The organism is Pseudomonas rustica, from assembly GCF_049959085.1.
GTDB lineage: Bacteria > Pseudomonadota > Gammaproteobacteria > Pseudomonadales > Pseudomonadaceae > Aquipseudomonas > Aquipseudomonas rustica.
The window spans coordinates 5,002,026-5,022,556 of the sequence record NZ_CP188200.1; the positions used below are offsets into that span (position 1 = coordinate 5,002,026).

General features: G+C 60.4%; 17 protein-coding genes. 9 read left to right on the top strand and 8 right to left on the bottom strand.

Going from position 1 to position 20,531, the window contains the following annotated elements:
- The first annotated feature begins 87 nt into the window (after positions 1 to 87).
- The 4 genes from rsgA (at position 88) to ACP3TY_RS22830 (ending at position 3,185) form a co-directional block, all read left to right on the top strand.
- On the top strand, positions 88 to 1,119 hold the full coding sequence (gene rsgA, locus ACP3TY_RS22815) for a small ribosomal subunit biogenesis GTPase RsgA (protein ID WP_007915800.1): 1,032 nt from the start codon (positions 88 to 90) through the stop codon (positions 1,117 to 1,119).
- A gap of 211 nt (positions 1,120 to 1,330) precedes the next feature.
- On the top strand, positions 1,331 to 1,738 hold the full coding sequence (locus ACP3TY_RS22820; protein WP_053116763.1) for a TIR domain-containing protein: 408 nt from the start codon (positions 1,331 to 1,333) through the stop codon (positions 1,736 to 1,738).
- Positions 1,739 to 1,740: 2 nt separating this feature from the next.
- A complete protein-coding gene (locus ACP3TY_RS22825; RefSeq protein ID WP_053116762.1) occupies positions 1,741 to 2,700 on the top strand; it encodes a caspase family protein in 960 nt (319 codons plus the stop codon).
- The gene (locus ACP3TY_RS22830; RefSeq protein WP_053116761.1) at positions 2,700 to 3,185 is read left to right on the top strand and encodes a toll/interleukin-1 receptor domain-containing protein; all 486 of its coding nucleotides are present in this window, start codon (positions 2,700 to 2,702) and stop codon (positions 3,183 to 3,185) included. The genes ACP3TY_RS22825 and ACP3TY_RS22830 overlap by 1 nt, the downstream gene beginning before the upstream one ends.
- A 108-nt stretch (positions 3,186 to 3,293) precedes the next feature.
- Here the strand turns inward: ACP3TY_RS22830 and motB are convergent, their stop codons facing one another.
- Both motB and motA read right to left on the bottom strand, forming a co-directional pair.
- Complete coding sequence (motB, locus tag ACP3TY_RS22835) at positions 3,294 to 4,346, bottom strand: flagellar motor protein MotB (RefSeq protein ID WP_426618543.1); 1,053 nt, start codon at positions 4,344 to 4,346, stop codon at positions 3,294 to 3,296.
- Positions 4,347 to 4,349: 3 nt separating this feature from the next.
- Positions 4,350 to 5,201 (bottom strand): flagellar motor stator protein MotA, encoded by an 852-nt coding sequence (gene motA, locus ACP3TY_RS22840; RefSeq protein ID WP_053116758.1) that lies wholly within the window; start codon positions 5,199 to 5,201, stop codon positions 4,350 to 4,352.
- A 166-nt stretch (positions 5,202 to 5,367) separates the two neighbouring features.
- Between motA and ACP3TY_RS22845 the strand changes: the two genes are divergently transcribed.
- The 4 genes from ACP3TY_RS22845 to ACP3TY_RS22860 all read left to right on the top strand — a co-directional run bounded on the left by ACP3TY_RS22845 (position 5,368) and on the right by ACP3TY_RS22860 (position 10,640).
- Positions 5,368 to 6,906 carry an HDOD domain-containing protein gene (locus tag ACP3TY_RS22845; protein ID WP_426618544.1) on the top strand — a complete coding sequence of 513 codons (1,539 nt, stop codon included), beginning with the start codon at positions 5,368 to 5,370 and terminating at the stop codon, positions 6,904 to 6,906.
- A gap of 42 nt (positions 6,907 to 6,948) precedes the next feature.
- Positions 6,949 to 7,764: a rhodanese-like domain-containing protein gene (gene rhdA / locus ACP3TY_RS22850; RefSeq protein ID WP_212544898.1), complete on the top strand. Its 816-nt coding sequence runs from the start codon at positions 6,949 to 6,951 to the stop codon at positions 7,762 to 7,764.
- Positions 7,765 to 7,782: 18 nt separating this feature from the next.
- Positions 7,783 to 8,643, top strand: coding sequence for an archaetidylserine decarboxylase (gene asd / locus ACP3TY_RS22855; RefSeq protein ID WP_053116755.1), 861 nt, complete (start codon positions 7,783 to 7,785; stop codon positions 8,641 to 8,643).
- 245 nt (positions 8,644 to 8,888) lie between these two features.
- Positions 8,889 to 10,640 (top strand): molecular chaperone, encoded by a 1,752-nt coding sequence (locus ACP3TY_RS22860; protein ID WP_426618545.1) that lies wholly within the window; start codon positions 8,889 to 8,891, stop codon positions 10,638 to 10,640.
- Between the two features lie 84 nt (positions 10,641 to 10,724).
- Here ACP3TY_RS22860 and serB read toward each other — a convergent pair whose 3' ends face one another.
- A complete protein-coding gene (gene serB / locus ACP3TY_RS22865) occupies positions 10,725 to 11,939 on the bottom strand; it encodes a phosphoserine phosphatase SerB (protein ID WP_053116753.1) in 1,215 nt (404 codons plus the stop codon).
- 134 nt (positions 11,940 to 12,073) lie between these two features.
- On the opposite strand from serB, the gene ACP3TY_RS22870 reads away from it, so the two are divergent.
- Entirely contained in the window at positions 12,074 to 13,591 is a 1,518-nt protein-coding gene (locus ACP3TY_RS22870) for an AhpA/YtjB family protein (protein ID WP_400755625.1), read from the top strand.
- Between the two features lie 352 nt (positions 13,592 to 13,943).
- On the opposite strand, the gene ACP3TY_RS22875 is transcribed toward ACP3TY_RS22870, so the two are convergent.
- The 5 genes from ACP3TY_RS22875 to parE form a co-directional block, all read right to left on the bottom strand.
- Positions 13,944 to 14,657: a PqiC family protein gene (locus tag ACP3TY_RS22875; protein ID WP_053116751.1), complete on the bottom strand. Its 714-nt coding sequence runs from the start codon at positions 14,655 to 14,657 to the stop codon at positions 13,944 to 13,946.
- A gap of 176 nt (positions 14,658 to 14,833) precedes the next feature.
- Positions 14,834 to 17,098 carry a DNA topoisomerase IV subunit A gene (parC, locus tag ACP3TY_RS22880; RefSeq protein ID WP_053116750.1) on the bottom strand — a complete coding sequence of 755 codons (2,265 nt, stop codon included), beginning with the start codon at positions 17,096 to 17,098 and terminating at the stop codon, positions 14,834 to 14,836.
- A gap of 7 nt (positions 17,099 to 17,105) precedes the next feature.
- Complete coding sequence (locus ACP3TY_RS22885) at positions 17,106 to 17,630, bottom strand: retropepsin-like aspartic protease family protein (protein WP_053116749.1); 525 nt, start codon at positions 17,628 to 17,630, stop codon at positions 17,106 to 17,108.
- Positions 17,627 to 18,616: an esterase-like activity of phytase family protein gene (locus ACP3TY_RS22890; protein ID WP_053116748.1), complete on the bottom strand. Its 990-nt coding sequence runs from the start codon at positions 18,614 to 18,616 to the stop codon at positions 17,627 to 17,629. The genes ACP3TY_RS22885 and ACP3TY_RS22890 overlap by 4 nt, the downstream gene beginning before the upstream one ends.
- A complete protein-coding gene (parE, locus tag ACP3TY_RS22895; RefSeq protein ID WP_053116747.1) occupies positions 18,616 to 20,523 on the bottom strand; it encodes a DNA topoisomerase IV subunit B in 1,908 nt (635 codons plus the stop codon). The genes ACP3TY_RS22890 and parE overlap by 1 nt, the downstream gene beginning before the upstream one ends.
- Positions 20,524 to 20,531 lie beyond the last annotated feature (8 nt).

A 20,531-nucleotide genomic window follows, 5' to 3' on the forward strand; every position in this document is an offset into this window, starting at 1 on the left:
CTGCGCAGTTTAGCCTAGGCCGGCTGCCGGGCGTGCTAAACTCGCGGCCGTTTTACCTAATCGCTGCATTCTTCAGACGGAACACCCATGGCCAAACGCCAACTCAATCGTCGTCAAAACTGGCGCATCGAAAAGATTCAGGGCGAACGCGCCGCACGCGCCGCCAAACGCGAGTCCTCGGCTGTCGAAGCCCTGGAGGGCGGCGACCTGGGCCCGGAACAGACCGGCCTGGTGATCGCTCACTTCGGCGTGCAAGTCGAAGTCGAGGCCATTGACGGCGAACAGGCTGGCCAGGTTTTCCGCTGCCACTTGCGCGCCAACCTGCCTGCGCTGGTGACCGGCGACACGGTTGTCTGGCGTGCCGGCAATCAGGGCATCGGTGTGATCGTCGCGCAATTGCCGCGTACCACCGAGCTCTGCCGTCCGGACAGCCGAGGCCAGTTGAAGCCGGTCGCGGCCAACGTCGACATGATCGTCATTGTCTTCGCCCCGCTGCCCGAGCCGCATGCCAACCTGATCGACCGCTATCTCGTAGCCGCCGAACACGCCGGCATCCGCCCGTTGCTGCTGCTGAACAAATTCGACCTGATCGACGAGCACAACGCACCGGCGCTCAATGCGCTGCTGGCGGTGTACCGCACGCTCGGTTATCCGGTGCTGGAAGTGTCGGCGCACCACGGTGACGGCATGGAACAGCTGCAAAAGCAGCTCGACGGACGCATCAGCGTGTTCGTCGGTCAGTCCGGTGTCGGCAAGTCGTCGCTGGTCAACAGCTTGCTGCCTGAAGTCGAAACCCGCGTCGGGCCGCTGTCCGAGTTGTCCGGTCAGGGCACGCACACGACGACCACCGCGCGCCTGTTCCACTTCCCCGGCGGCGGTGAGTTGATCGACTCCCCGGGTATCCGTGAATTCGGCCTCGGCCACGTCAGCCGCGCCGATGTTGAAGCCGGTTTCATCGAGTTCGACGACCTGCTCGGCACTTGCCGTTTCCGCGACTGCAAGCACGACCGCGAACCGGGTTGTGCGTTGCTCAAGGCACTGGAAGACGGCCGCGTTCAGCAACAGCGCATGAACAGCTACCGCTCGATCATCGCCAGCCTGCCCGAAAACGGCTATTAAACAGTCGCACCGGCAGCCCTTTCCCCAAGGGCTGCCGGATGTCGGTTTTCCCCTGACACCCTCCTCCCTTTTTTAAACATCGGTCTTTTCTGTAGGACTTCTGCACGCCTGTTTGCAGGACATTTCTCTTTCTCCGCCCAAGCCTTGTAGGCTCATTTCATGGGCCTACATTGAGTTCCTCGTCGCACGTTCGCGCCCCAGAGGAACCCCCATGCAAACCTACCATTTGTTCATCAGCCACTCGTGGAACTACTCCCACGCCCACGACAATCTGGTGCGCCTGCTCAGTGCCCACCCCGACTTCACCTACAAGAATTTTTCGGTGCCGCCGCACAACCCGATCATGGGCGCGCAGACTGACAAACAGCTCGAAGAAGCCATCGAAAACAAGATTCGTCCGTGCTCGGCGGTGCTGATCATGGCCGGCATGTATTCGACCTACAGCAAGTGGATCAACAAGGAAATCGAGATCGCCAAGCGCATGGGCAAGGTGATCATCGCGGTGAAACCGTTCGGCGCCGAGCGCATTTCCACGGTGGTGCGTAACGCCGCACACGCCGAATGCGCGTGGAACACCAACAGCATCGTCGGCGCGATCCGCCTGCACACGGCGGCCTGATCATGCGCAAGGGACTGTTTATCGGCATCAACGACTACACGCATATTTCGCGCCTGAGCGGTTGCAGCAATGACGCCATGGCCATGGCCTCGGTGCTGAAAACCGACGCCGACGGCGACCCCAATTTCAAGAACGTCGTGCTGACGTCGGCCGAAGATTACCTGGGTCGGGAGATGCTCGAAGACCAGATCCGCGAGCTGTTTTCCGGCGACTGCAATGTCGCCCTGCTGTATTTCGCCGGGCATGGCGGTTTCGATACCGACAATGACGAAGGCATGTTGCTGCCCCAGGATTATCGCAACGCCAAGGACGGCATCCGCATCAGCGACATCCTCAACTGGGCGAGCAAAGCCACGCGCATCAAGAACAAAGTGATCATCCTTGATTGCTGCCAAAGCGGCGCCGCCGGTGAAGTGCGCGCCTTGCGCAGCGAGAGCAGTGTGGTCGGCGAAGGCATGACCATTCTGACCGCGTGCAAAAAGGAAGAACCGGCCATGGAAGGCGCGCAACACGGCGTGTTTACCGGTTTACTGCTGCAGGCTTTGCACGGTGGCGCGGCGAACATTCTCGGCAAGATCACGCCCGGCAGCCTCTATTCCTTTGTCGATAACGCGCTCGATGCGTGGGAACAACGCCCGGTGTTCAAGACCAATGTGTCGCAGTTCATTTCCCTGCGCGAAGTCTCGCCGCTGATCCCCAAAGAGATCCTGCGCAAACTGCCCGAATGGTTTGCCGAAGCCGAATCGACCTACCCGCTCGACCCAAGCTACGAACCGACCGAAGCCAGCTTCAATCCGGAACACGGCGAGGTCTTCGCGCAACTGCAGAAGTGCAATCGCCACAGCCTGATCGAACCGGTCGACGCCGAGCACATGTACTACGCCGCCCTCCACTCCACCGGCTGCCGCCTCACCGCGCTCGGCGCCTACTACCGCGAACTCGCAATCAAAGGACACTTCTGATGCCTGTGTTTATCAGCTACCGCCACATGGATCGTATGCAGGCCATGGCGATCAACAGTCGCCTGAAACAGGCGAACATCAAGACTTATCTGGATGTGCTCGATCCGGAATCACAGACCACCGACGACATCACCGGCGTCATCACCCGCAACATCACCGAGTGCACGCACTTGCTGGCAGTGGTCTCGGAGCGGACGGCTTCGTCGTGGTGGGTGCCGTTCGAGATTGGTGAGGCGACCATCAGCAACCGGCGGATCTGCTCGTTCAAGACCGGGCCGGCGGAGCTGCCGCTGTATCTGGATAAATGGCCGAAATTGAGTACGGATAAAGATCTGGATTTCTTTATTGATGCTTATCGTGAGGAAGTGACGAACAAGCGTTCGGTGATGCTGGATTCGATGAGTGAGTCGATGAAGGGGACTTACAAGAGGAATGCTGAGCAGTTTCATGATCAGTTGAAGGGCAGGATTCGGCGGGGGTTTTGAGATCTCACTGACCGCCTCTCAATCATTTTCGTGGCGTTAAGAAAATGATCTGCAAAATGAAACCGACAACCACAAAAAAGCCGACATCTCTGTCGGCTTTTTCGTCTCTTACTGCTTCGGCGCAGGAGCCGGCGCTGGCGCCGCACTCCCCGGTTCCGCCGGTTTCGGCGCGGCGTCATCAAACAAGTTCAGCCGTTCACGCAACTCATGCGGCGGCACCGGTTGCTGATCCGCCGGCAGAGCATTCGGATCAACCGGCGCTGCCGGGGTGGCGCCGTTGTGGCTTTCATCGACTGGTTTCGCTGCGTCCGCACCTTGCGCACCCTCGATCGCTTCCTGGGCCTTTTTGGTCAGGACGACGATGTCGATGCGGCGGTTGACCGGGTTGAACGGATTTTCCCGGTCGAACAACGCCGACGAGGCATAACCGACCACTCGCGCCACTTGCGCATCCGGATAGCTACCCGCCACCAGTGCACGACGTGCAGCGTTGGCGCGGTTGGCCGACAGCTCCCAGTTTCCGAAATCGCCGGTGCCAGTGTACGGCTTGGCGTCGGTGTGGCCGCTGATGCTGATCTTGTTCGGCACCGCTTTGATGGTATCGGCCATCGCCAGCAAGATGTCTTCGAAGTACGGCTTCAGGCGTGCAGAGCCTGAGTCGAACATCGGCCGGTTTTCGGCGTCCATGATCTGGATACGCAAGCCGTTCGGGGTGATCTCGAAGAGGATCTGATCCTTGAATTTCTGCAGCTGCGGGTTCTCGTCGACCTTGTTCTGCAGTTCTTGCAGGAGCAGTTCCAGACGTTCTTTCTCGACCTGCTCGGCCATGCCTTCGACCTGTTCGGTGTCGACGGTAACCTTGTCTGGTTGCGGCTGGGATTTCACCTCAGGGTTGAGGGTATTTTCCGGCGCCAGGGTCGGCGTGCCGCCCAAGTCGATGATGTACGGCGTGCCGCTTTCGGAGAAGCCGACCGGGTCTTTGAAATAACCGGCGATGGCGATCTTCTGCTCAGGCGTGGCGGTGGACAACAGCCACAGCACGAGGAAGAACGCCATCATCGCCGTCGCAAAGTCGGCGAAGGCGATTTTCCACGCCCCGCCGTGATGCCCACCGGCTATGCGCTTGACGCGCTTGATGATAATCGGCTGATTATTTTCCATGACTTAGCGACCGCGAACCGCTTGTTCCAGCTCGGCGAAGCTTGGACGGTGCGCCGGGTACAGAACCTTGCGCCCGAACTCGACTGCCAGCGATGGCGGCATGCCAGAAGCCGAAGCCACCAGCGATGCCTTGATGGCTTCGTAAACGTTCAGCTCTTCCTTGGCGTCGTGGGCCAGCGAATGCGCCAGCGGGCCGAAGAAACCGTACGCCGCGAGAATACCGAAGAAGGTACCCACCAGTGCCGCACCGACGTGCAGACCGATGGATTTCTGATCGCCTTCACCCAGCGAAGCCATGGTCACCACGATACCGAGTACCGCCGCAACGATACCGAAACCCGGCATGGCGTCGGCGATGCCGTTCACCGCGTGGGATGGGTGTTCGAGGTCTTCTTTAAGGCTGTACAGCTCCATGTCGAACAAGCCTTCCAGCTCGTGCGGGGCCATGTTGCCGGACGACATGATCCGCAGGTAATCGCAGATGAACGCGGTCATGCGTTCGTCTTTGAGCACGGCCGGGTACTTGGCGAAGATCGGGCTCGCGGCGGCATCTTCGATGTCGCCCTCGATGGCCATCATGCCTTCGCGGCGGCTCTTGTTGAGGATCTCGTAGATCAGACCCAGCACTTCCAGATAGAACGTGTGGGTGAAGCGCGAACTGAACATGCTCAGGGATTTCTTGAGCACGTGCATCGTCATGTAGCCGGGGTTGGCCTGCAGGAACGCACCGAGTGCCGCGCCACCGATAATCAACACCTCGAAAGGCTGGATCAGGGCGGCAATTTTGCCGTGGGAAAGCACGTATCCGCCGAGCACGCTCGCGAATACGACGATGATGCCGATAATTTTAGCCATAGGTAGAAAGTACTTATTTAAGTCGGGTTCAAGGTCATATTCGGAAGTTAAAAAATCTCTTCTTCTACTTATCGGCAAAACTGCGCCAGACTATAGCCAGTTCAGGCGAAAAGCCAATTTAGCCCATGCCGGGCGCGTCTAAAGCAGATGAAGATCCCGTCCAGACATGGCTAATGAAACGAACGTCCCACACGCAAAACCGACCACCCTCGAAGGCTGGGTCAAGCTGCTCGACAGCGTTCGCCTGCCGGTGCCGCAAGAGGCGCATGACAAGGTCTGTCGCGCGATCCGTGACAACCGCAGTTCGCTGCGCGACATCGCCGATTTGATGCAGGACAGCCCGGCGCTGGCCTTGAGCATCATCCGTGAGGCCAATCGTCACACCCACGGCAACATGGGCACGCCGGCGGAAAATCTGGAAGTGGCGATCAACCGTCTCGGCCTCGCCCGCACCGAAGAACTGCTCGCGCGCCTGCCAGCCGAACCGCAGATGCAAATCCCCAAGGCCCTGCGCCAATTGCAGATGATCAGCCAGCACGCGACGCAACAGGCCAACGGTTTTTTCGCCAGTCGCCTGGCGCGGCTGTGGCAGGACATTCATTGGGGCAGCCTGTTGTTTCTGTCGCCGCTGTGGCCACTGGCGCTGACTTATCCACAGTTGCTCGAAGAGTGGGAGCTGCGGGTTATCCACAAGGGCGAGTCGGCGCGCACCGTCGAAAAGCAATTGTTCGGCGTGCGCCTGCTGCGGATCGCGGAAGCGCTGGTTGCGGTCTGGCACCTGCCGATCTGGGTGCAGCAAGGCTATAAATTGCTGCTCAGCGAACAGCGTGAACTGGTCAAAGTGCTGCGCATCGCCCGCGACAGCGAACACCCGCTGCGCCAGCAAAATCGCCTCGACGATGACCCGACCCTGCGCCGCTGGCTCAATCAACCGGCCAACACCGTGCTGCTGGCCAACGGTCTGGCGCTGTCGGCGCAACAGGCCTGGGACAGTCCGCACAGTGAACGCTGGCAGTACCTGACCAGCCTTTACCTGCAGATTTCCATGGACGAGGTGCAGCAACAGTTGCACCAACAAGCCGCGAACAGTGCCCGGCAACATGCGATGCCTGATTTGTGGCACCCGGCGGTTTCCCTGCTGTGGCCGTGGGGCATTCGTCGTTTACCCGCCGGCATGCTGCCCGCCGCCGCGCCGACCTCTGAAGATTTGAGCCAGTGGCGCAAGCAATGCGCCGAACTGCTAGCCGAGCCGAGCCGTTTCACCAATGCCATGAGCCTGACCGTCGCCGCCCGCGATGCGCTGGTGGCCAGCGGCATGCGTCGGGTGATGATCCTGATGGCTGACCGCACGCAATCCAATCTGCGCGTGAATCAAACCTCCGGCCTGCCGAAAGAAGCGGCGGCGCTGAATTTTGTCGTCAGCCAGAGCAGCGTGCTGCAACGTTTGCTCGCGCAACAGGCGCAGGTGCGGATCAACCCGGACAACAATGCACAATTTTCCGCGCTGCTGCCGCCGGGCCTGTGCACGCTGTTTCGCGGCGAGCATTTGTTCCTGCGTTCATTGGTCAACAATGGCCGGGTGATCATGATCGTCGTCGCCGATCAGGGCGGCGGGCCGTTTGCCGACATCACTGTGCAGGCCTTTGGCAAAACCGCGCAGTGCATCGAAAAAGCCCTGCACAGCTTTAGCAGCCGTGGCCGATGAGGCTGCGCTACAATCCTCCCCTTTGTGCTCTGGAGACCTCGCATGTCTGACTTCTCTGGCTTGCCGCTCGTCATTGAACCGAGCGACCTGCTGCCTCGGCTTGAGTCTGAAGAGCTGATTCTGGTGGATCTGACCAGTGCCGCCCGCTACACCGAGGGACATCTCCCCGGCGCGCGCTTTGTCGACCCCAAGCGTACCCAGCTCGGCCAGCCGCCGGCGCCGGGTTTGCTGCCGGCCAAAGCCGATCTGGAAGCATTGTTCGGCGAGCTGGGCCATCGCAAGGACGCGGTCTACGTGGTTTACGACGATGAGGGCGGCGGCTGGGCCGGGCGCTTCATCTGGTTGCTCGACGTAATCGGTCACCACAAGTACCACTATATAGACGGTGGTTTGCCGGCGTGGCTGGCGGATGGCATGCCGATGTCGATTCAAGTGCCGGCAGCCGTCGGCGGCCCGCTGCCGTTGACCCTGCACGACGAGCCGACCGCGACCCGTGAATACCTGCAAAGCCGTCTCGGGGCTGCCGATCTGGCGATCTGGGATGCGCGCGGGCCGCTGGAATACTCCGGCGAGAAAGTGCTGGCCGCCAAGGCCGGGCACATTCCCGGCGCGGTCAATTTCGAATGGACGGCGGGCATGGACAAGGCGCGTCAGCTGCGCATTCGCAGCGACATGCCGCAGATCCTCGAAGATCTCGGGATCACCAAGGACAAAGAAATCATTACCCACTGCCAGACCCATCACCGGTCGGGCTTCACTTATCTGGTGGCCAAATCCCTCGGTTATCCGCGGGTCAAAGGCTACGCCGGTTCCTGGGGCGAATGGGGCAACCACCCTGACACGCCAGTCGAGATTTAAGGTTTTTAAGGACAACTAATGAAAGAGCGTCTGTTTATCCTCAGCCAGTACCTGCTGCCTCATCACCTGCTGTCGCGCCTGGCCGGCTGCGTTGCCGAGTGCCGCGTGCGCTGGTTCAAAAATGCGTTCACCCAGTGGTTCGCCAAGCGTTATCAAGTCGACATGTCGCAAGCGCTGGTGGAAGACCTGACCGCTTACGAGCACTTCAACGCCTTCTTCACCCGCGCCCTGAAAGACGGCGCGCGCCCGCTGGACGAAACCCCGGGCGCGATCCTCAGCCCGGCCGACGGTGCGGTCAGCCAGCTCGGCCCGATCGAACACGGTCGCGTGTTCCAGGCCAAGGGCCACAGCTTCAGCGTGCTCGAACTGCTCGGCGGTGATGCGGCCAATGCGGCACCGTTCATGGGCGGCGACTTCGCCACTATTTACCTGTCGCCGAAGGACTACCACCGCGTACACATGCCGCTGGCCGGCACCCTGCGCGAGATGGTCTACATCCCGGGCCGGATCTTCTCGGTGAATCAGACCACCGCTGAAAACGTGCCGGAACTGTTCGCTCGCAACGAGCGCGTGGCGTGCATTTTCGACACCGAGCGCGGCCCGATGGCGGTGGTGCTGGTCGGCGCGATGATCGTCGCTTCGATCGAAACCGTGTGGGCCGGTCTGGTCACCCCGCCGAAGCGTGAGCTGAAAACCTTCCGCTACGACGAAGCCGCCCGTGCGCCGATCCACTTGGAGAAAGGTGCTGAACTGGGCCGCTTCAAGCTGGGTTCGACCGCGATCGTGCTGTTCGGCCCGGATCAGGTGAAATGGGCTGAAGAACTGGTTGCCGGTTCGCCGGTGCAGATGGGCCAAGGCCTGGCACTGCCAAACGCCTGAGTACGCATCGACCGTCATGGATTCCCCTGACGGTCGATACCTCTGTAGGAGCTGCCGAAGGCTGCGATCTTTTGATCTTTGGACGCGGAGCGTCCACGGCTGCATTCCCACGCAGAGCGTGGGAACGATCAAGATCAAAAGATCGCAGCCTGCGGCAGCCCCTACACGTTGTTTTGTGTGCATCTTCAATGACGATGCGTTGAGGCAGAACACCCGCTCGCTTATTTGCTGCTATGGTTTTTGGCATGAGCCAGACCATCTCTCCCCCACAGCTGCGCGCCCCGACCCCGAATCAGCCGCGCCTGTCATTTTGCGAAGCCACCCCGCGCGACCTCAAGCGCTGGATCGCCGGCCTGCCCAAGGCCAACATCGGCGAAACCGCCCGCCAGTTGTATCAAGGCCTCGGCGAACTCAACCAATTACTCACCCCCAGCGACAATCGTCTGCACCTGCTCGAATTGCTGCGGCCCGAGGTGTATTTCGTCTGTCAGCATCTGGAGCGACATTTCCTGCATCAGGCGATCATGCTCGATGAGCGTTCGCGCAAGATCAGCAATCTGTGTCAGGCCCTGCAAAGTCATCTGGCGATCGGTTACAAACAGATCGTTCTGCGGATTACGCCGAAGTACAGCAAGGATCGTGCAGCACTGCTCGGTTTGGCGTTGCAGCGCGCGGCGCATGCGTTGAAGGGCCAACTGGTTCGCGCAACCCAGCTATACAGTCCGCCGCCAGAGCATTTGTGGTTTGAACTGCATCAGCTCTATCGCATCGCCTGTGAGTTGCAGCTGCAACAGCGGCGCGTGCATGACGATCTGGCCAGCCTGACCACCGAGCTGAGCCTCGAACAAACCTACATCGCCGCCCTGCTTCTCGGCAGCGCCCGCTGCAATCAACTGCGCCAGAACCAGATCGCCCGCCTTGCCGAAGTGCTTGAACCATGGAGCGCCCTGCTCAAGCTGCACCCCGGTACGCCCGACGACGGCCTGTTTGCGATCAGCGCCGAACTCGATATCGGCCCGCGTTACCGCAGCATGTTTCGCAGTGAGCAGCGCGCCGGTTTGCTCGGCTTCGATCCGCAACCGCTGGTGAATACCCTCGAAGCGCATTTGCTGCATCAGGACACGTCCAAGCCTTTGCCCGTCCCGACCGGACTGAGTTTCGACACGCTGCAACATTTACACGCGACGTGGGGCGAAGCGGCTGAACGCAGTTTTCAGCGCACCGTCGGCCAAGGCAATCTGACCGTGTGCGTCGGCATGAGCGCCCTGCACTTCTACCTTGGCGGCGAGCGCAGTTTCAGCGACATGCTCAAACATCCCGGCGCCCGCGCAGCGAATTTCAGCCACGCCGTGGCCGAGGGTGAAAAGGACAGCTGGAGCCAGGCCTTCGATGCGGCGCCACAGAATAACGAGGAGTTTTTGCCCTACGAAGAAATCCAGTACGACCACCTCGTCGACGACGAAAGCAGCGCCGATGCGGCACCGCACTATCCGACTTATGCATTGCCCGTGATCAATCACAGCCCCGGCGGCTACTGTTTAGGCTGGCCGAAAGAAGTCCCCGCCGAGTTGCAGGCCGGGGAAATGCTCGGGATTCAGGACAGCGTCAGTCTGGGCTGGAGCATCGCGGTGATTCGCTGGATTCGTCAGGTGCGCGGCGGCGGCACGCAAATGGGCATTGAACTGGTGGCGCCACACGCCCAGCCCTGCGGCTTGCAACTGGTGCGTTCGCGGGACGATCACAGCCAGTATTTGCGTGGATTATTGTTGCCGGAGATCAGCGCCATCGACGTGCCCGCGACACTGCTCGCACCGCGTCTGCCGTTTCAGGAAGGCAGCAAAATCTTGATCAACACCCACGGCGAAGAACACCGCGCCGGGCTGGATCGGCGGGTGGCGAGTACGCACAGTTTTAATCAGTTCGCTTACCGCTCGCTGGAAGCCGCGCAGAATGGCGGGAGCGAGGAGGATTTTGATTCGTTGTGGAAGTCGCTATAAAGCAAAAGATCGCAGCCTTCGGCAGCTCCTACAGGAGAAAAACCATGTAGGAGCTGCCGAAGGCTGCGATCTTTTGATCTTTAATTACAACTGCCCATCACGATCGCGGAAGCCCAGCAGATACAGCACACCATCCAGACCCAACGTCGAAATCGCCTGCTTCGCCGATTGCTTCACCAACGGCTTGGCGCGGAACGCCACGCCCAACCCGGCAATTGCCAGCATCGGCAGATCGTTCGCGCCATCGCCCACGGCAATGGTCTGCTCCAGACGCAAACCTTCCTTGTGTGCCAACTCTTTCAGCAAATCAGCTTTACGCTGCGCATCGACAATCGGCTCGATCGCCACGCCGGTGCACTTGCCGTCGACCACTTCCAGTTCGTTGGCGAACACGTAGTCGATGCCGAGTTTGGCCTGCAATTGCTTGGCGAAATAGGTGAAGCCGCCAGACAGGATCGCGGTCTTGTAACCCAGACGTTTGAGCTCGGCGAACAACGTTTCCGCGCCTTCGGTCAGACGCAGCGAAGCGCCGATCGAATCAAGCACGCTGACGTCGAGGCCTTTGAGCAGCGCCAGACGTTCTTTGAAACTGGCGCGGAAATCCAGCTCGCCGGACATCGCCCGTTCGGTGATGGCCGACACCTGTTCGCCGACACCGGCAGCCTTGGCCAGCTCATCGATCACTTCGGCTTCGATCAGCGTCGAGTCCATGTCGAACACGGCCAGACGACGGTTGCGACGGAACAGCGAGTCTTCCTGGAAAGCGATGTCGACGTTCAGCTCTTGGGCGACGCTGAGGAATTCGGCGCGCAAGGCCTGCGGATCGGCCGCTTCGCCACGCACGGAAAACTCGATGCAGCCCTTGCCCTTGTCCGCTGGCGTGTCCAGCGGCATGCGACCCGACAGACGGTCGATGTGGTCGATGTTCAAACCGTATTTAGCAGTGATAGAGCTGACGGCCTGCAATTGGCCGGCGGTCACCTTGCGGGTCAGCAAGGTCACGATGTGGCGTTTTTTGCCCTGGTTGCCCACCCATTGCTGGTAATCCTCTTCGGACACCGGGGTGAAGCGCACCTGCTGGTCGAGCTCGTAGCCCTTGAACAGGATGTCCTTGAGCACGGATTTGCCTTGCTCGGAGTCGGGAATTTCAACCAGGATGCCGAACGACAGGGTGTCGTGGATCACCGCCTGACCGATATCGAGAATGTTCACACCACCTTGTGCCAGAACACCGGTAATGGCTGCCGTCAGACCCGGACGGTCGACTCCCGTGATGTTAATCAGGACGATTTCGCGCAACGCGCACCCCCGCAACTGGAAAAAAACCGCATTCTACTCACTTTCAGTGACCATCGGGCACCGTCAGCGCTTTGCCGGTCTAGGGCCTGTCGCTATACTGCGCGTCAACTTCACGGACAAAAGAGCCGAGCTCAGTGAACCGGCCCACGCCAGTTAAAACCGATAACTTCTTCCTGCTGATCTTCCGTGCACTGCGCCACCGCCGTGTACCGATTGCATTGCGCATTGCCAGCCATAACGTGATCCTGGTCGCTCTGGCCCTGGTGATCTATGCCGGCGTGATGGGTTTGCAATTCAAGCAGGCCATGCACCAGCAGGCCGATGCGCTGGGCGAAAGCCTGACCACGCAGACCGCGACCTCTGCCACGGAGCTGTTGGTGTCCAACGACATCCTCAGCCTCAACGTGCTGCTCAACAACCTGACCAAGAACAAACTGGTGGCCCACGCGGCGATCTACAGCGTGGATAACCGCATCCTCGCCGAGTCCGGTCAGCGGCCCAAGCACAGCCTGTTGGGCGAAGCCGAAGGCATGTACGAGAGCAAGATCACGTTCCAGGACGTGACCGCCGGGCAACTGCGCATCAGCCTCGACATGGATCAGTTCCAGCAGCCGATGACCATCAGCCTGCAAAGCATGGGCATTCTCAGCGGGATTCTGTTGGCACTGTCGCTAGCCCTGAGCCTGCGCATTGGCCGTAATTTGTCGACGCCACTGCTGCAATTGCGCGTGTGGCTGCGCAACATCGACGAGTACACGCCAGGCACAGATCGTCAGGACGAGATCGGCGATCTGGCGCGTCAACTGCACGCCAACTACGCCCCGGAACCAGCGCCCGTGCCTGAACCGGAACCCGAGCCGGAATTCGAAGAAGAGGACGACGAGCCCGAGTTCGAAGTGCGCAACCTGCGCGATCCGAGCTTCGACGAATCCCGTCCGATGGCCGCCCAGAAACCGGCGCCACGCCACGTCGTCAGCACCGTTGAAGACGATGAAGACGACGATGCGTTTGCCGATCTGCGCGACGAATCGCTCGATGCAGCACCGCAACCGGTCGTGCGCAAAGCCACGCCGAGCGTGCCGCAACACAGTGCGGTGCTCGCCGTGCAGCTGGGTTCGCAGGAACAACTGCGTCGCCTGCCGCGTGCGCGTCTGGAAGAATTGCTGGAACGTTATCGCGACTGTCTCGATCAGGCGGCTTCGTTGTATCAGGGTGAAATCGAAACCTTGAACGACGGCAGCACGCTGATGCTGTTCCACACCGAAGACAGCGGCGACGATTACCTAACCAACGCGATCTGCTGCGGCGAGCTGCTGCGCGCGCTGGGCCATCAGTTGCAGATTGAAGTCGCGGACAGCGGCATCACCCTGCAATTGCAGTTGGGCCTGACCTTGGGCGATGAGCTGTTTGGGTTGAGCCAGATCGATCTGCTGCTGACGGATTCGGCGCAGGATGCTTTGGCCCTGTCGCAGCACAGCCGCAATCTGCTGCTGGTGGAACGCAAGATTGGTGACGACGCGCTAATCCGCCAACGCGCGCGAATCCGCCCGATCGCCAGCCCTGAGGGCGCTTGCTGTGTGGAGCGTTTGATGGAGCCTTATCCGTCGATGCTGGAACGGCAACTGGCGCGGATGCATGAGCGTCGGGCTTAAGTTGTAGGAGCTGCCGAAGGCTGCGATTTTTTCGCTGCTAAACATAAGGCCTGTAGACGAGTGATTGTCTGCGGGCTTTTTTGTGGGTGACTGAAAATCCCCTCACCCTAGCCCTCTCCCGGAGGGAGAGGGGACTGATTGGGGGATATTGCAGAGTTACACCGACTTGAACGCCCAGCTGTGAATCCATAATCGCCAGGATATTTAAGATCGATGTATGCCGCCAGACACCTCGGTCAGTCCCCTCTCCCTCTGGGAGAGGGTTAGGGTGAGGGGCTTTTGATCTTTCACGCAGAACCCCAGACACAACAAAGCCCGCACAAGGCGGGCTCTGTTTTAACTCGATCCAGCTTTAGAAGCGGAACACTTCCATATCCGTCCGAATCGGCGAAGCCATCGGAATCTTCGGCTGCTTATCCGCGTCCGCCGCCGGCGCAGCCGGTTTCGGTGCCGATTTACGCGGCGCTTCAGCCACCGGAGGCTGATTAGCCAACGGTTTCAGCGCCACCGACAACTGCTCAGCCAGACGCTGCAACAAAATTCCTTGCGCCTGAACCTGCGAAGCCGTACTACCGGCATGCAGCTCTTGCAGATGAATGATGCGGTTATCCCGCACCTGACCACGACGGTCAATCAAACGCCACTGCGCATCCAGAATCGCCGGTTGTTTAACGCCGGAGTCCAGACGCGTGATGGTCAGCAACACCTGCACATCCGGGGTAAACCCGCTGGTGGCCGGTGCCAGCACCACACGTTGGCTGTCGAGGTGACCCGCGACCTGACGCATCAACAACTGATCGATATCCGACGAAAGGCTGCCGGCCCAACGACCATCGGTCGCCGCTTGCAGGCTGCCGTCGGGTTGACGTTGCAGCAGTGTTTCACGTTGCAGGTAATCAGCGACGACTACCGGGCCCAACAAAACCGCCATGCCCGCGCTTTGCGCAGGCTGAACCGGACTTCCGCTGTCCAGTTGATACAGCGACACCGGCTGGTGAACGCTGCAACCCGCCAGGCCAAGAACGCCGGCGAGCAACAAAATAAGTGGAAGGCGTAGCGCAGTCATCATCCCGTCCAGGTGGCCGCCACAAGGCTGACCACAGTGAAAATACTCAATAAATATGAAGAACGCTCGGCCACGCCGGCGCTTGAAAGGCCATATCATCCGTGAATATGCGTTCCGACTCCAGCGCCAAAGCGTCGATCTACGCGTTAAATCGTGGATCGACGCCTCTAGGACGCCTAATTGAGGTTTTCGACGAGCAGCGCATCCACTCTCTGGAAGCCCCTAGGTAGCTTATTGCCACGACGTCCACGCTCACCTTTGTAGTGTTCGAGGTCGTCGGCCTTCAGCGACAGAGTCCGTTTTCCGGCCTGTAACACCAACGTGGCGCCTTCCGGAATGACGGCGATGTCTGTGACATATTCTTCGCGACTGGCCACACGTTCACCGGAAATACCGATGATCTTGTTGCCTTTGCCCTTCCCTAATTGTGGCAGATCGCTGATTTTGAAGATCAGCAGGCGACCTTCGGTCGTGACCGAGGCCAGCCAGTTGTGCTCACGATCAGCCACCGGACGTGGCGCGATGACTTTGGCGTTGTTCGGCAGGCTCAACAGGGCTTTACCGGCCTTGTTCTTGGCTTGCAGGTCTTCGCCTTTCACGACGAAACCGTAACCGGCGTCTGAGGCGATCACGTACAACGCGTCGTCTTCCGGCATCAGCACGCATTCAAACGAGGCGCCCGGTGGCGGCGTCAGACGGCCGGTCAACGGTTCGCCCTGGCCACGCGCCGACGGCAACGTGTGCGCGGCAACCGAATAGCTGCGGCCGGTGGAGTCGATTACCACGGCAGACTGGTTGGAACGCCCCGCCGCCGAGGTCTTGAAGCCGTCGCCAGCCTTATAGGACAGGCCGGTCGCGTCGATATCGTGACCTTTGGCCGAACGGATCCAGCCTTTTTCCGACAGCACAACGGTGACTTTCTCGTTCGGCAGCAGATCGTGCTCGGTCAACGCTTTGGCTTCGCTGCGCTCGACGATTGGCGAACGACGGTCGTCGCCATAGGTTTCGGCGTCCTTGATCAGCTCGGTGCGCACCAGTTTTTTCAACTTGGCTTCGCTGCCCAGCAGCGCTTGCAGCTTGGCTTGTTCCTTGAGCAGTTCGTCCTGCTCGTCGCGCAGCTTCATCTCTTCCAGTCGCGCCAACTGACGCAGACGGGTGTCGAGAATGTAGTCGGCCTGAATCTCGCTGAGGGCGAAACGCTCGATCAGCTTGGCTTTCGGGTGTTCCTCGGTACGGATGATGTGGATCACTTCATCCAGATTGAGGTAGGCGATCAACAAACCGTCCAACAGGTGCAGACGACGCTCGACTTTATCGAGGCGGAATTGCAGGCGGCGACGCACGGTCTGCACGCGGAATTCCAGCCATTCGACCAGCAAGGCGCGGAGGTTTTTCAGCTGCGGTTTGCCGTCCAGACCGATGATGTTGACGTTGACCCGGTAGGTCGACTCCAGCTCGGTGCTGGCGAACAGGTGCTGCATCAGCGCATCGTGATCGACGCGGCTATTGACCGGAATGATGACGATGCGGCACGGGTTTTCGTGGTCGGATTCGTCACGCAGGTCCGCGATCTGCGGCGCTTTCGACGGTTTCGCCTGCATCAGCGCGGCGATCTGCTCCAGCACTTTCGCACCGGAAACCTGGTGCGGCAGCGCGGTGACGATGATGTCGCCATCCTCGACGTGGTACACGGCGCGCATGCGTACCGAGCCCTTGCCGGTTTCGTACATTTTCAGCAGGTCGGCGCGCGGCGTGATGATTTCCGCTTCGGTCGGATAGTCCGGGCCCTGAATATGCTCGCAGAGCTGTTCGACGGTGGCTTTCGGCTCATCGAGCAGACGCACGCAAGCAGTGGCGACTTCGCGCAGGTTGTGCGGCGGCACGTCGGTGGCCATGCCCACGGCGATGCCGGTGGTGCCGTTGAGCAGAATGTTAGGCAGGCGCGCCGGCAGCACCAACGGTTCCTGCAGGGTGCCGTCGAAGTTCGGGCCCCAGTCTGCAGTGCCTTGGCCCAGCTCGCTGAGCAATACCTCGGAATAACGCGACAAACGCGCTTCGGTGTATCGCATGGCGGCGAAGGACTTCGGATCATCCGGCGCACCCCAGTTACCCTGGCCGTCGACCAGCGTGTAGCGATAGCTGAACGGCTGAGCCATCAGCACCATCGCTTCGTAGCACGCCGAGTCACCGTGCGGGTGAAACTTACCGAGCACGTCACCGACGGTACGCGCCGATTTCTTGTGCTTGGAATCGGCGTCCAGGCCCAACTCGCTCATCGCATAAATGATGCGACGCTGTACCGGTTTCAGACCGTCGCCGATATGCGGCAGCGCACGGTCCATGATCACGTACATGGAGTAGTTGAGGTAGGCACTTTCGGTGAAGTCAGCCAGCGACCGGCGTTCTACACCGTCCAGGCTGAGATCAAGGGGATTGCTCATGCAGGCCTCATCGGTTCGTTGTCTGGCGCAGCAACATGGTGCCACCGCGCTGAGTAAATTCAAGTTTGTTCAAGGCGCTCATGCCGAGCAGCACCTGATCGCCATGCAGCCCCGGCGCCACCAGTGCGCGGACATCCCGCAACACGATGTCGCCCAATTGCAGGCGGGCAATTTTGGTTCGATAGCCCTGGCTCAGGCCGTTGGCCGTGCTCAGGGTCACACCGAAACCTTCTTCCAGCTTCAAACGTTTGGCCAGATCCGCCGGGATCGCCACGTCAGTGGCGCCGGTGTCGAGCATGAACTCCACCGGCTCACCGTTGATCTGACCGCTGGCGACAAAATGCCCTTGGGCATTGCCGGCCAGTTTCACCTCAATAAATCCTTCGCCCTGCTCCGAACTGACTACCACGTTCGGATTCTGCTGGCGTTGCTCCCACTGGCCGAAAAACCGCGTAGCGAGAAACAGCGCCGCGCACCAGGCCAGAATCATCAGCACGCGACCGGCGCGTTTGCCCGGGGGTTGCTGGCTCAAGGCTTGGCGCTCCAGCCACCGTCAGGCGCGGCAAAGCGCCAGATGATCGGGCGTTTTTCGCCGTCGGCGCGGACGCCTTCATTGTTGTCGATACCGATCCACGCGCCCTGCGCATCCACCACCAATGCTTCTGCCAGACCGTAGGCCTGTGGGTATTGGCGCTGCGGCTGCAAGGCATCTTCAGCGAACGACCAACATTGCTCGACTTTAGCCGTGACCGCGTCGCGGCGGCAGATCTCGAAGGCATTGCGTTCCAGCGTGAACAGCTTGCCGTTGAACAGCGACAGATCGGCGAAATCACGGGTGACGGCGCGAGCCTTGGGGAACTGCGGCGGCTGCATTTCAACGCCAGCTTCGCTGAGCAGAACACAGGCACCGTCGCAATCCCAGACCGTTTGCTGACGCTTGATGGTCAGCAGACCACGGCGCTCACGCTCGGCGGCCAACCAGATCTGATCGCCCGCCGGGTTGATCGCCAAGCCTTCGAACAGCGCATTGAAGTGCAGCAACATGCCACTGGCGCGGGCTTCTTTGACCAGCATTGGCGAGATTTTCAGCCATGACGCCGGGCCTTGTGGCGGCACTTGCAACACGGCCGCGTGGGCCTCGCTGACGATGAAGCGATTGCCAGCGTTGTCGCAGGTGATGCCTTCGAAATCCAGATCGCCGCCACGCACAAACGATGCAGCCCACGTGCGCGAGCTGATGCCCCACGGCAAACCGCTGTCAGGCACCGGCGGGACGTCGATGTGCACGGTTTCGGCCTGCCAGACCTTGTCGCCGGTATTGAGACGGTAGATCTGATCGTCATCGCGATCGGACACCGTCCACAACTCGTTACCGCACAGCGCCAGCCCCGAAAGGTTGCCGCCGCGCATGCCGTCGACCGGATGCTCGGCGAGCAGGCGCAGCTCTTGTATCGGCTCGGCCGACACGCTCATTGAACTCAGCAGCAACGCACCCGCCAAGGCCCAGCCAAAGTGCATCAGGTCAGCACCTCGGCGAGGTTGCCTTTGGATTCCAGCCAGGTTTTGCGGTCACCGGCGCGTTTTTTCGCCAGCAGCATGTCCATCATTTCCGAGGTTTCGGCGTAGTCTTCGCCCAGCGTCAGCTGCACCAGACGCCGAGTGTTCGGATCCATGGTGGTTTCGCGCAGCTGCGGCGGGTTCATTTCACCCAGACCTTTGAATCGCGTGACCTGCGGTTTGCCGCGTTTCTTCTCGGCAACCAGACGGTCGAGAATGCCGTCGCGCTCGGCTTCGTCGAGGGCGTAGTAAATCTCTTTGCCCAGGTCGATGCGGTACAACGGCGGCATGGCGACGTAGACGTGACCGGCATCCACCAGCGGGCGGAAATGCTGGACGAAAAGCGCGCACAGCAGCGTGGCAATGTGCAGACCGTCGGAGTCGGCGTCGGCGAGGATGCAGATCTTGCCGTAGCGCAGCTGGCTCATGTCCGCCGCGCCAGGATCGACACCAATAGCGACGGCGATGTTGTGCACTTCCTGACTGGCGAGCACTTCGCTGCCGTCGACTTCCCAAGTGTTGAGGATCTTGCCGCGCAACGGCAGGATCGCCTGGAATTCCTTGTCCCGCGCTTGCTTGGCGGAACCGCCGGCGGAATCACCTTCGACGAGGAACAGTTCGGAGCGCATCGGATCCTGGCCGGCGCAATCCGCCAGTTTGCCCGGCAATGCCGGGCCTGCGGTGACGCGTTTACGTTCAACCTTTTTGCTTGCCTTGAGACGACGACCGGCGTTGTTGATCGCCAGTTCGGCCAGGGCCAGACCGGTTTCCGGGTTGGCGTTGAGCCACAGGCTGAAGGCGTCTTTAACCACACCGGAGACGAATGCCGCGGCTTCACGGGACGACAGTCGTTCTTTGGTCTGGCCGGAGAATTGCGGCTCCTGCATTTTCATCGACAGGACGAACGCAATGCGCTCCCAGACGTCTTCCGGCGCCAGCTTCACGCCGCGTGGCAGCAGACTGCGGAATTCGCAGAATTCTCGCATCGCATCGAGCAGGCCCTGACGCAAACCGTTGACGTGGGTGCCGCCCTGCGCCGTCGGGATCAGGTTGACGTAGCTTTCCTGCACCGCGTCGCCACCTTCCGGCAGCCACAACAGCGCCCAGTCGACGGCTTCTTTATTACCGGCAAAAGCGCCGCAGAACGGCTCGTTTGGCAGGCGTTCGAATTCGTTGACGGCGTCGACCAGATACGAGCGCAGGCCGTCTTCGTAATGCCACTCGACTTTCTCGCCGGTGCCTTTGTCTTCGAAGCTGACCAGCAGACCCGGGCACAGCACAGCCTTGGCCTTGAGCACGTGCTTGAGGCGGCTGATGGAGAATTTTGGTGAATCGAAGTATTTCGGATCCGGCGCGAAGTACACGCTGGTGCCGGTGTTGCGTTTGCCGACGGTGCCGACGATTTCCAGCTCGGTGGCTTTGTAGCCATCGGCGAACGTCATCTGGTATTCGTTGCCGTCACGCTTTACGCGCACGCGAACTTCGGTCGACAAGGCGTTGACCACGGAAATACCCACGCCGTGCAGACCGCCAGAGAACTGGTAGTTCTTGTTGGAAAACTTGCCGCCCGCGTGGAGCTTGGTGAGGATCAGTTCGACGCCCGACACACCCTCTTCCGGGTGGATGTCGACCGGCATGCCACGGCCGTCATCGCTGACTTCCAGCGAGTGATCGGCGTGCAGGATGACCTGCACCGATTTGGCGTGACCAGCCAGGGCTTCGTCGACGCTGTTGTCGATGACTTCCTGGGCGAGGTGGTTCGGCCGACTGGTGTCGGTGTACATGCCGGGGCGTTTGCGCACCGGGTCGAGGCCCGAGAGGACTTCGATGGCGTCGGCGTTATAAGAGCTAGCGCTGGGAGTGGCCATAGGGTCTC